Origin of the sequence: Paenibacillus sp. RC73, from assembly GCF_044908085.1 — a bacterium.
Classification (GTDB): Bacteria; Bacillota; Bacilli; order Paenibacillales; family Paenibacillaceae; genus Paenibacillus; species Paenibacillus terrae_A.
The window spans coordinates 390,574-402,550 of sequence record NZ_JBIYCV010000002.1; the positions used below are offsets into that span (position 1 = coordinate 390,574).

At 45.4% G+C, this 11,977-nt stretch carries 8 protein-coding genes; 7 read left to right on the forward strand and 1 reads right to left on the reverse strand.

The window, feature by feature from the left end:
• Positions 1–168: 168 nt before the first annotated feature.
• Complete coding sequence (locus tag ABH897_RS05350) at positions 169–936, forward strand: DODA-type extradiol aromatic ring-opening family dioxygenase (RefSeq protein ID WP_404591333.1); 768 nt, start codon at positions 169–171, stop codon at positions 934–936.
• A 271-nt stretch (positions 937–1,207) separates the two neighbouring features.
• On the opposite strand, the gene ABH897_RS05355 is transcribed toward ABH897_RS05350, so the two are convergent.
• A complete protein-coding gene (locus ABH897_RS05355; protein WP_283652334.1) occupies positions 1,208–1,924 on the reverse strand; it encodes a Crp/Fnr family transcriptional regulator in 717 nt (238 codons plus the stop codon).
• Positions 1,925–2,183: 259 nt separating this feature from the next.
• Between ABH897_RS05355 and adhE the strand changes: the two genes are divergently transcribed.
• The 6 genes from adhE (at position 2,184) to yidD (ending at position 11,684) form a co-directional block, all read left to right on the forward strand.
• Positions 2,184–4,796 carry a bifunctional acetaldehyde-CoA/alcohol dehydrogenase gene (gene adhE, locus ABH897_RS05360; RefSeq protein WP_283652333.1) on the forward strand — a complete coding sequence of 871 codons (2,613 nt, stop codon included), beginning with the start codon at positions 2,184–2,186 and terminating at the stop codon, positions 4,794–4,796.
• 326 nt (positions 4,797–5,122) lie between these two features.
• Complete coding sequence (pflB, locus tag ABH897_RS05365) at positions 5,123–7,384, forward strand: formate C-acetyltransferase (protein WP_283652332.1); 2,262 nt, start codon at positions 5,123–5,125, stop codon at positions 7,382–7,384.
• 65 nt (positions 7,385–7,449) lie between these two features.
• The gene (gene pflA / locus ABH897_RS05370) at positions 7,450–8,208 is read left to right on the forward strand and encodes a pyruvate formate-lyase-activating protein (protein ID WP_283652331.1); all 759 of its coding nucleotides are present in this window, start codon (positions 7,450–7,452) and stop codon (positions 8,206–8,208) included.
• Between the two features lie 221 nt (positions 8,209–8,429).
• Complete coding sequence (locus tag ABH897_RS05375; RefSeq protein ID WP_404591335.1) at positions 8,430–10,649, forward strand: copper amine oxidase N-terminal domain-containing protein; 2,220 nt, start codon at positions 8,430–8,432, stop codon at positions 10,647–10,649.
• A 251-nt stretch (positions 10,650–10,900) separates the two neighbouring features.
• Positions 10,901–11,392 carry a Fur family transcriptional regulator gene (locus ABH897_RS05380; protein WP_044647275.1) on the forward strand — a complete coding sequence of 164 codons (492 nt, stop codon included), beginning with the start codon at positions 10,901–10,903 and terminating at the stop codon, positions 11,390–11,392.
• Between the two features lies 1 nt (position 11,393).
• Positions 11,394–11,684, forward strand: a complete 291-nt coding sequence (gene yidD / locus ABH897_RS05385; protein ID WP_283652329.1) for a membrane protein insertion efficiency factor YidD — start codon at positions 11,394–11,396, stop codon at positions 11,682–11,684.
• Positions 11,685–11,977: the final 293 nt, after the last annotated feature.

The following is an 11,977-nucleotide window of genomic DNA, read 5'->3' on the forward strand; positions in this document are numbered from 1 at the left end:
ATATACTACTATGACTTTATACCTATATCAATCTTTATTTAAGGAAGCGACGATTTTTAAGTGTATGCTAAAATCTGCATTGACATAACCTTGTTACTTATGTATTATTACTTACATAAAGTTACTTGTTGAGAAAAATAAATTGATAAATGATAAGGGGATTTTCACATGATGCCATCTTTGTTTTTAGCCCACGGATCACCTATGCTTGCTATTGAACAGACAGAATATACTGCCTTTCTGGAGCAGCTTGGAAAGAGTATTCGCCCGAAGGCTATTGTTATCTTTACCGCCCATTGGGAAACGCAGGCATTGACAGTTAGTTCGATAGACGACATTTACGATACGATTTATGATTTTGGCGGTTTCCCGCCGGAGCTGTATGCGGTGAAATATCCAGCGCATGGTTCGGTGGAGCTGGCGGCCAAGTTGAAAGAATTATATGAGCAAAAGGGTATTGACGTACAAACGGACCGGGTGCGAGGGCTGGATCATGGGTCCTGGACACTTTTGCATCGTATGTATCCTGAGGCGGATATTCCGGTAGTCCAGATTTCCGTGAATCCGTTTCTATCGCCTAAAGCACAATATGCTATCGGTGAAGTGCTGCGGGGGTTGGGTGAGCAGGATATTTTGGTCATTGGCAGTGGTGTAACTGTTCATAATCTGCGCATCGTCAAATGGGGAGAAACGAAAACAGAGCCTTGGGCACTTGATTTTGATGACTGGATTATTGAAAATGTACAGAGTGGAGATGTGGAGGCTTTGGATCGCTATGAAAGCGAAGCCCCATATGCTCGTCAAGCGGTACCGAGAGCTGAACATTTTGTACCGTTGCTTATTGCCATGGGGAGTGGAGATCCGGCGAATAAGGCCAAGGTCATCCACAGGAGCTATGAGATGGGGAATTTAAGTTATCTGTGCTTTCAGTTCTAAAAGTGTAGAGAAGGATGTTGGCGTGGTGTTAGCCGCTTCGCGATCCATTTGATTTTATGATCGCTGTTGCAGCGGGATTCTTTTGGGTTGTATAAGACATTTAGAGGTGAGAATCCCGCTGCAAAGGCGAATGCTTCGCTTCTTCAGATTCAAATGGATTGCTCCGCTGCTGCCCGCCATTTAGGTGGAGTGGGAGTGTAAAATTAAGAGAGTGTTCTGTAAGCCATACAGTTTACAGAACACTCTCTTTTACATAAAATAAAACAATAATTTAGATCCGGCAAATCTCACGCGGGCACAGCTCACAATGACATACACCTTGCAGCATTTCCAAATCCTTTACGACGATCATGCCATTATCATATTCGACTGCATTTTTTTTACGCAAATCACTCAGCATCCGGTTTACACTTTCGCGGGTGGCACCGATCATATTGGAGAGGTCGGTATGAGTGATTTTTTTATGAATAAGGATATGTTCCCCATGAGGCTCACCATAGGTGTTACACAGGCGGATTAGCGTGGAGCATAGAGCACCGGGCTTGCCGTACATCATCAGATCACGAAATTTGGTCTGAGTAATACGGTGGTGGGACCCCATCCATTTCATAAAGTCAATGGCAAAATCACAGTGCTGGCAAATAAGCAGCTCCAAATCCGTATGATCGACAACACCGATATCACTGTCCTCCAGAACTTCGGCAGAAAAGGAGTGCTTGGTACCGAAAAATGGATCAGCTTGACCAATCAGATCGCCGCTTTGGTACATATATAGTATAAGTTCCTTACCCTCATCCGTTGTTTTCGTTACTTTCACGCGTCCGCGCTTGATATAAAACAGCTTATCCGCTGTATCTCCTTCCCAGAACAGATGTGAGCTTTCTGGCATGACCCGATCTTTCATCATCACTTGCAGCCGGTTGAAGCTGGTCTCCGAGAAGCAACAGGTGTTGCCGCGGGCTTCCATTACGTTTGCAGGGTTTCTCATCGTCCATTTCCCCTTTGTTTCCTTTGTTTTTTTATCTGCAACTTGATCAATTCAAATTCATTATATACCTGTGCTATGCGTTTTTGGGGCAAGAAGAGGGGGTAAAAGTGGCAGAATTCCAAACTTTGTGATTTAATTCACTTCATAAAATAAAATTTTAAATAGATTGTGAAAAAAATCACAATATATCTTGAAAAGCTGTGTTACGATCAGTGCGTGAACAAGAGATAGTACACGAGATAACAGGAGGATGAGGGAAATGGCTGTTAAAAACGAGGTTATCCAAAAAGAGCAAAGCGCTGAGCAGTATATTCAAACACTGATTGACCGGGGGAACCGGGCACAGAAGGCTTTTATGAGTATGAATCAGGAGCAGATTGACGAAATCGTACAAGCTATGGCAATCGCAGGGATGGATAAGCACATGCATCTGGCGAAGCTGGCTGTTGAAGAAACAGGACGCGGTGTGTATGAGGACAAAATCATTAAAAACATGTTTGCAACAGAATATGTCTATCATAGCATCAAAAATGAAAAAACCGTTGGTGTCATTGAAGATAATGACTTTGACAGTTTTCAAAAAATAGCAGAGCCCGTCGGCATCATTATGGGGATCACTCCAGTGACTAATCCGACTTCAACTACAATGTTCAAAGCGTTGATTGCTATTAAAACACGTAACCCGATCATCTTTGGTTTCCATCCATCCGCTCAATCGTGTAGTGCGGAAGCAGCTCGCGTTTTGCTTGAAGCAGCCGTCAAACATGGTGCTCCGGCAGATTGTATTCAATGGATTGAAGCTCCATCGATGGATAAGACAAATTCACTCATGAATCACCCGGATGTGGCGCTGATTCTGGCAACTGGTGGATCAGGCATGGTTAAGGCGGCATATAGCTGCGGTAAACCTGCTCTGGGTGTAGGCCCAGGTAACGTGCCTTGCTTTATTGAAAAAACAGCAGACATCAAGCAGGCTGTGAACGATCTCATCCTCTCCAAATCTTTTGACAACGGTATGATTTGTGCTTCCGAGCAAGCGGTTATTATCGAAGAGCCAATCTTCGAACAAGTGAAAAAATTGATGATCGCTAACGGCTGCTATTTTGTAAATAAAGAAGAAGCAGCTAAGCTCACTCAAGGAGCTATGAATGTCGAGAAATGTGCAGTGAACCCAGCTATTGTCGGGCAGTCTGCTGTAAAAATTGCTGAAATGAGTGGTATCACAGTACCAGCAGGAACTAAAATTTTGGTCGCTGAGATTGAAGGGGTAGGAACAAAATTCCCATTGTCTGCGGAAAAATTGAGTCCTGTATTGGCTTGCTATAAAGTAAAAAATGCGGAACAAGGTATTCAACGCGCTGCTGAAGTCGTGGAATTCGGGGGCATGGGCCACTCGTCCGCTATTCATTCGAACGATGAGGACGTTATCGCTCGGTTCGCAAACCGTTTGCAAACAGGCCGTATCATTGTAAATTCGCCTTCCACACATGGTGCGATCGGTGACCTCTACAACACCAACCTTCCATCGCTGACACTGGGTTGTGGTTCGTACGGACGTAACTCGACTTCGTCGAACGTATCGGCAGTCAACTTGATTAATGTGAAAAGGGTGGCGAAACGAACGGTGAATATGCAATGGTTCAAAGTACCTTCCAAAATTTATTTCGAAAAAAATTCGACTCAGTATCTTGCTAAAATGCCTGATATCACACGTGTAGCCATTATCACAGACCCTATGATGGTGAAACTCGGATATGTGGATCGTGTCATTCATTATTTACACCAACGCCAAACGCCAGTAGCTATCGAAGTGTTCTCTGAAGTAGAGCCAGATCCATCGACAGTTACGGTAGAACGTGGTACTGAAATGATGAGACGTTTCCAACCGGATTGCATTATTGCATTGGGCGGCGGTTCGCCGATGGATGCGGCTAAAGGCATGTGGATGTTCTATGAATACCCAGATACTGATTTCAACAACTTGAAACAAAAATTCATGGATATCCGCAAACGGATCTACAAATACCCGCGTCTTGGTCAGAAGGCACAATTTGTAGCCATTCCTACAACCTCGGGTACAGGTTCGGAAGTTACGTCGTTCGCAGTTATTACAGACAAAAATCAGGGCAACACGAAGTATCCGCTGGCTGACTATGAGCTGACTCCTGATGTGGCAATTATTGACCCTGAGTTTGTATACTCGCTGCCTAAAACAGCTGTAGCGGATACAGGTATGGACGTACTGACGCATGCTATCGAGGCCTACGTGTCCGTAATGGCTAGTGACTACACAGACGGTCTGGCGATTAAAGCCATTCAACTGGTATTCCAATACCTGGAGCAATCGGCTCTGACTGGCGACAAGCTGGCTCGTGAAAAAATGCATAATGCTTCCACACTGGCAGGGATGGCGTTTGCCAATGCATTCCTGGGTATTAACCACAGTCTTGCGCACAAATGGGGCGGACAATACCATACAGCGCACGGTCGCACGAATGCCATTTTGTTACCACACGTCATTCGTTATAATGCGAAAAAACCAACGAAGTTTGCTTCGTTCCCTAAATATTCGCACTTTGTTGCGGATGAGCGTTATGCAGAAATTGCACGCATACTGGGACTGCCTGCCCGTACAACGGAAGAAGGGGTTAACAGTCTGATCGAAGCGATCCGCAAGTTGAACAAAACACTCGGTATCGAGGAATCGTTCCAGCAAATCGGCTTCGATGCGAAGGATTTTGAATCGCGTGTAGATTATCTGGCTGACCGCGCTTTTGAGGATCAATGTACAACTGCGAATCCGAAGCTGCCGCTGGTTACCGAATTGGCTGATGTATACCGCAATGCCTTCTACGGACGTTTTGACCAATAATATATAGGTACGAAGAGGCTTGTGACTAAGCATTTTCCCGTTAATACCAACGCAGGCTCTCTATATAGAGGGCCTGTTGGTTTGGGAAGGGGGGTGAACGGCAAGGATAAAAGTACGGGCGTGAAGCTAAAGAAAATAAAGTGATAAATGTCACCTGTATTGTGATTTTTGTCACATACTACACTCTATCATTATTCTACAATAAGGGTGTAAGAAAGGTCCCGACACTGAGCGTAAGGCATCGGTGAAAAGGCCGGGCTCGAGACACTATTTTAATGTGAAAAAAATCACAAGTCCGGAAGACCAAACAATTTGGAGGGATTTACATGTCGGTGATTGAGAGAGAATTACAAGAGCAACAATCTGGCTGGAGAGGTTTCAAAAAAGGTAAATGGACTAAAGAAGTCAACGTCAACGATTTTATTGAAACCAATATCTTACCTTATGTCGGTAACGAGGAATTTCTAGTTGGTCCTACTGCCAACACAACTGCACTGTGGGATATTGTATCCGATCTTACCAAAAAAGAGTTGGCAAACGGTGGCGTGCTTGATGTAGACGTGAATACGCCATCCACCATTATTTCACATAAGCCGGGCTATCTAGACCGGGATAAAGAACAAGTTGTCGGTGTACAAACAGACGCTCCATTCAAACGCTCTTTGCAGCCGTTTGGTGGAATCCGGATGATGATCGACGCTTGCAAAGCCTATGGCTTTGAAGTACCGCAAAGCATTGTTGATATCTTCACTCATATTCGCAAAACGCATAATCAGGGTGTATTCGACGCTTATACCGATGATATGAGAGCAGCTCGTAAAGCGGGTATTATCACTGGTTTGCCAGATGCATATGGTCGTGGTCGCATTATCGGTGACTACCGTCGTGTAGCACTGTACGGCGCAGACTTCCTGATTAAAGACAAAAAGGCTCAACTGAAAAGCCTTGAAGTGGATTCCATGGAAGAAGACGTAATTCGTCTGCGTGAAGAAATTTCCGAGCAAATTCGCGCTTTGAACGAGCTGAAACAAATGGCTGCTGAGCATGGTTTCGACATCTCAAAGCCTGCTAACAACGCAAAAGAAGCTTTCCAATGGGTGTATTTTGGCTATCTTGCAGCGATCAAAGAACAAAATGGTGCTGCAATGTCCTTGGGACGTGTATCTTCCTTCCTTGATATTTATACTCAACGGGATATGGAAGAAGGCGCAATGACAGAAGAGCAAGCACAAGAATTGGTCGATCATTTTGTTATGAAACTGCGTATTGTTAAATTCCTGCGCACACCTGACTATAATGAACTGTTCAGCGGAGACCCAACATGGGTAACTGAATCCATTGGCGGTATGTCCATTACTGGAGAAACTCGGGTTACTAAAAACAGCTTCCGTTTCTTGCACACCCTGTACAATTTGGGACCTGCACCGGAGCCAAACCTGACTGTACTGTGGTCTGAAAAATTGCCTGAAGGCTTCAAAAAATATTGTGCCAAAGTTTCTATTGAAACTAGCTCCATTCAGTATGAAAATGATGATCTGATGCGTCCGATTTATGGCGATGATTATGGTATCGCTTGTTGTGTATCGGCAATGAAAATCGGTAAACAAATGCAATTCTTTGGTGCCCGTGCCAACTTGGCTAAAGCTTTGTTGTATGCCATCAACGGTGGTGTGGATGAAAAATCAGGTGCTCAAGTGGGCCCTGAATATCCTGCAATTACAGGTGAAGTGTTGGATTACGAGGAAGTGCTGAGCCGCTTCAAGCCAATGATGGAATGGTTGGCAAAACTGTACATGAACACTTTGAACGTTATTCACTACATGCATGACAAGTACAGCTACGAACGGATTGAAATGGCGTTGCATGACCGTGATATTGTCCGTACGATGGCTTGTGGTATTGCTGGTCTGTCCGTTGCAGCCGATTCCCTGAGCGCCATTAAACATGCGAAGGTGAAACCGATCCGTAACGAAAAAGGCATCGCCATTGACTTTGAAATTGAAGGGGAATACCCTTGCTACGGTAATAACGATGATCGTGTAGATAACATCGCAGTAGAACTGGTAGAGTCCTTCATGGGCATGATCCGCAAGCACAAAGCTTACCGGAATGCGATTCCTACTCAATCTGTATTGACCATTACTTCCAACGTGGTGTACGGTAAGAAAACAGGTACAACACCGGATGGACGTAAAGCTGGCGAACCGTTTGCACCAGGTGCGAACCCAATGCACGGACGCGACAAAAAAGGTGCTTTGGCTTCCCTTAGCTCCGTAGCTAAGTTGCCTTACGAGCACAGTCTGGATGGTATCTCGAATACCTTCTCTATCGTGCCTAAAGCACTGGGTAAAGAAGAAGAAACACGCAAAACGAATCTCGTTTCCATGATGGACGGCTACTTTGGAAGCCATGCGCATCATCTGAACGTTAACGTGTTTGCTCGTGAACAATTGCTGGATGCGATGGATCACCCAGAAAACTATCCACAGCTTACGATTCGCGTATCAGGCTATGCCGTTAACTTTATCAAGCTGACTCGTGAACAACAGCTGGATGTCATTAATCGTACTTTCCACGGTACAATGTAACAAAGCTTTACGTATCACATATTACAACGACGCACGCATAGCGGATGCGGGAAGGAAGATGCAACATGCTGAAAGGTCACATACACTCATTGGAAACCTTCGGGACCGTAGATGGTCCTGGCATCCGCTTCGTGCTTTTTATGCAAGGATGCTTGTTAAAATGTCAATATTGCCACAACCCGGACACCTGGGCTTTAAATGAAGGCAATCCAATGACACTGAAAGAGGTATTGGCTGAAATTGAGCCATATTTAGCCTACTACCGTTCTTCGGGAGGCGGATTGACCGTATCCGGTGGAGAACCGACACTGCAAGCTCATTTTGTAGCAGAGCTGTTCAAAGAAGTGAAGCAACGCTGGAATTTGCACACGACGCTGGACAGTAACGGTTTTAATGATGCAGGCCGTATCCATGAACTGCTGGACGTAACAGACTTGGTGTTGCTGGATATTAAGCATATTGACAACGACAAGCATATTAAGCTTACAGGCAAGTCCAATGACCGTATGCTGAGTACGGCACGCTGGTTGTCTGAACAAGGGCGCAAGATGTGGATTAGACACGTGTTTGTACCGGGTATTCATGATGATGAGCAGGATCTGCTGAATTTGGGACGGTTTATCGGAACGTTGAACGGAGTCGAAAAGTTCGAAATTTTACCCTACCATCAAATGGGTGTATACAAGTGGGAAATGCTCGGCAAGGCGTATCCGCTGGAAGGGGTTCCTTCCCCTACAGATGAAGAGGTCCAACGGGCTTACCGTCTCATTGAAGAGGGCCGTCTGGAGACTGCAGGGATAAATGTCGCCGTCCGTCCGTCATAATGTTGAATGACCGTTAAAATACTTTCTGTTTATGAAGCCGCCGCCCCATCAGGTCAGATGGGGCGGCGTTTTTTTGTTGTAGTATTTCTTGCAGCCACAGGAGAAAGTTCCCTTTTTTTCATGTTCAGAAAAATTCCCAGCAACTTTTGGGCAACAGCCGCGTCTAATAGTATGACTTTTTACGGGGATGATAATAATTTGGTAATAGAAGGAGACAGAGAATGAATTTCAAGAAATGGACCATGCTCACCGCGCTTGCGGTAGCCCAGGTGGCTGCAGTAGCCCCTGTAGGAGCAGAAGCAGTATCCACTGTTCAATCCACCGATTCGGTTAGCGGACAGCAGGCTCAGGCCAATGTCACAGATTCCGGCGTTGATAATAGCATCGGGGGACAAGATAGCACTGGAACACAAAATGACATGGTGACACCTGATAACACAGGCGTATCCAATGATCCATTGTCTGGTTTGCCGACGGATACAACCAACGGATCGAACGTATCCAATGATGTATACGGTGGGGACGGAACGATCATCAACCCTGGTGGTTCTCCAACATCCATGAGTGCAAATCAACTGATTTTGTATTTGAACAGCGCAAAAATGGAACAAAACGGACAGGTGTACACGGCGACTCAGCCGATGACAGTCAAGGACGGTGTTTCTTATGTAGCTATCCGTTCGCTTGTCAGCCGCGTCGGATTACAGTTTAGTTATGACACTGCTACCAAGGAAACCGTTATCACCCAAGGTACAAACGTGCTACGCTTCAAGACTGATAGCAAAATTTATACGGTTAACGGTGAGGCTCGACAAATGAAGGGACCGGCATTCCAGCAAAAGAACGTATTTATGGTGCCGTTGACCTCTATTACACAGGCCTTGAATATTCCTTATACTGTAAATAATATTACAAAACAGGTTATTATGGATTTGAATCAAAAGCCTAAAGCTTCCTTCACGGTTCAGCAAAAAGATATCTATGCAGACCAAACGACAGTTACGTATCTTACGAAGGAATCTTCTCCTACAGGTCTTCCGATTGTGAACCAGCGTTGGGAAGGCAAGCAGGATGTATTTCAGGAGCCGGGTACATATGTAGTTACATATTCCGTTCTTGATTCGGCAGGGAACTGGAGCGATCCTTACTCCGTGACCATCACAGTAAGACCGCCAAACCAACCGCCGGTGGCTCTGTTTACGACTGATAAAAAAGAATACAAAATGGGTGAAAAAATTACCATTACCGACTTGAGTACGGACGATGAAAATGCCATCACCAAGCGTGACTGGGTGAACAAGAAGCTGGCGTTTTTCGAGCCAGGTGATGTGACCATTACACTGACCGTGACCGACAAACATGGCGAAACGGGTACAGTAAGTCAAACGATTAAAATTACGAATGAACTGCTGTACAATGAAGATGATTTCAACAAAATCTTCACGCCCTTTGGTGATAAATACAGTGTAGATGGCAGTCAGGTGCCTACCATGGCTACCATTCCGGTAACCAGTACATCTTCACCACGCCTTCTGATCCGTGCTAACAGCCCGGAACGTGTATTCCAGGATGGCATTGTGTATCAGGAAATGGGATCAGGCAGCACACGTATACTCGTCCATCATGTGAATGAAACGGGCAGAGATGTAAAAATGTACGTTATCGCAACCAACAATAATATTACTGCTACCAATCTGAACGTCGAAAATTCCGGTTTCGCCGGCCCATCTGAGTTTGCGACGGCTGCGGGTAAGATTTCGATTCAGCGGTACTTTCAATCCATGCAGGATGGAAGCAAACGTTCCAGCACAATTCTGAATCCAGGCGAAAGCCGCGTTATTTTACAGGATTTGAATGCGCAAAAAATTAAGCAAAAACAGGTCATTTCTCTCTTATCCGACTTGTATACGGATCAACCTATTCAATACACAGTTGTTGTGTTAGATGCAAATGCAGATCCGTTGACTGCAATGCCTACTCTCGCAAAACTGCCTAAGGACGGCATTCATAACCGTGGAACGTATGCGAATTCGGATATTACGCTTCAATATACGGAAGAGGTTGGTAAAACAGCTCAGCGTATCGTTCTTGGCGACAATAAAGTAGACCCGAACCTGCTTGGTTCAGACGGTCTGGACGGTTCTTCTTCCTCCAATGCGGGTAATTTTGGTGTTGTGTATAAGGTTAAACTGGATCGCGTAGCGCCGTATTCCCTGATTACATTTAATCCGCGTGGTGGTGAATACTCTGGCTATGCTATGGTGAATAATCAGGTCGTGGGTATCCCGACGAACGGCTCCGTGTGGGCTCCGAATGAGATGAGTGTACTGTATCGTACAGGTCATATCGAGGAAAGTGTAGAGATGTATTTCACTGCTGCGGCGGGTAGTAACTTGCCAGTTTCCGTGGTAGTTATGCCATTACCAGCTATTAAAAATTAATATGAACATCCGGTTTTGTTTATCGGTTTAGACCGAAGGGTCTCATCATTCACCGTTTAAAGTCAGATCACTTACAGAATAAAGGCGTTCTCCTGTTGCGGATTCGGTTCAAGCACAGGAGAACGTCTTTTTCTTTATCAAGAGCGCGAATATCTCTTATAACTTTGACTTTAATCGTGGTATAATAAGTAGATGCAAGCCTAAGCCTGCATCAGATAACCTGAAACTACAGACAGGGGAGGGTGAAACGCATGCTGACAAAGGATGAAATTATCGCAACAATGTCCACTCAGGGACTGCGTATTACGGATCAGCGCAAGACGCTGGCCACGTTATTTTCCGAGAATGAAGGGTATCTGTCCCCAAAAGACGTTTATGAATATATGGGTAAAAAATACAGCGGACTCAGCTTTGACACCGTTTACCGTAATTTGCGTGTGATGCAGGAATTGGGTGTCCTGGAGCAGGTATCTTTTGAGGATGGGATGAAGTTCAAGGTGAGCTGCAATGAGCATCATCACCACCATCATATGATTTGCCTGAGCTGTCAGAAAACTTTACCGATCTCTTTCTGCCCGATGCAGATGACAGATACGACAGATCAGTTCCAAATCGTTGAACACAAGTTTGAGATTTTCGGTTATTGCAAGGAATGCCAGAAGAAGAACGGGCAAGCAGAGGCCAATTCTAATGGGGGATACAAACAGGCGAGCGGTCACACTCACAGCCACGGAGGCTACTGAAATGAAGATTACCACACGCAGAGTGGTTCAAGCTCCGATTAAGTTATACCGATCCTATATTTCACCGTTAAAGCCACCAACCTGTCGCTTCTATCCGACGTGTTCAAAGTACGCACTTGAGGCGGTGGAGGTGCATGGTGTGCTCAAGGGCTCCTGGCTGGCCGCCAAACGTATAGCGAAGTGCCATCCCTTTCATCCAGGTGGTGTAGATCTGGTGCCTCCTGCTAAAAAGAGGGCGAATAGATCCGATGAAGATCGTTTTGCTGACCGTACCGGGAAGGGATTGACTTGACATAGCTATGCGGGTTTGGTTATATTTTGGATAATAATGTTTTCCTGTGAAGGGATGAGTAGGGTCAGCCGTCCAGTACAGAGAGCCGGGGTTAGCTGCAAACCGGTCTGGAACGAAGCCTGAATATGGTCCTGGAGGAACCTTTTTCGAGCGTGTTTGCCAGCAGTTCAATGTTTATAGGGGCAACCGTAAGGGAAAGGCGTGATCCAGCGTTAATGGGCGGTCAGAAGTGACTGGTGAAGCCTGTAGTCTGCGAGGATACGGGAAATTTGGGTGGTAACGCGTGAGGTGAC

Coding starts and splice junctions, on each gene's coding strand:
- adhE (WP_283652333.1), top strand. CDS start 2,184: ATGGCTGTTAAAAACGAGGTTATCCAAAAAGAGCAAAGCGCTGAGCAG.
- pflB (WP_283652332.1), top strand. CDS start 5,123: ATGTCGGTGATTGAGAGAGAATTACAAGAGCAACAATCTGGCTGGAGA.
- pflA (WP_283652331.1), top strand. CDS start 7,450: ATGCTGAAAGGTCACATACACTCATTGGAAACCTTCGGGACCGTAGAT.
- ABH897_RS05375 (WP_404591335.1), top strand. CDS start 8,430: ATGAATTTCAAGAAATGGACCATGCTCACCGCGCTTGCGGTAGCCCAG.
- ABH897_RS05350 (WP_404591333.1), top strand. CDS start 169: ATGATGCCATCTTTGTTTTTAGCCCACGGATCACCTATGCTTGCTATT.
- ABH897_RS05355 (WP_283652334.1), bottom strand. CDS start 1,924: ATGAGAAACCCTGCAAACGTAATGGAAGCCCGCGGCAACACCTGTTGC.
- ABH897_RS05380 (WP_044647275.1), top strand. CDS start 10,901: ATGCTGACAAAGGATGAAATTATCGCAACAATGTCCACTCAGGGACTG.
- yidD (WP_283652329.1), top strand. CDS start 11,394: ATGAAGATTACCACACGCAGAGTGGTTCAAGCTCCGATTAAGTTATAC.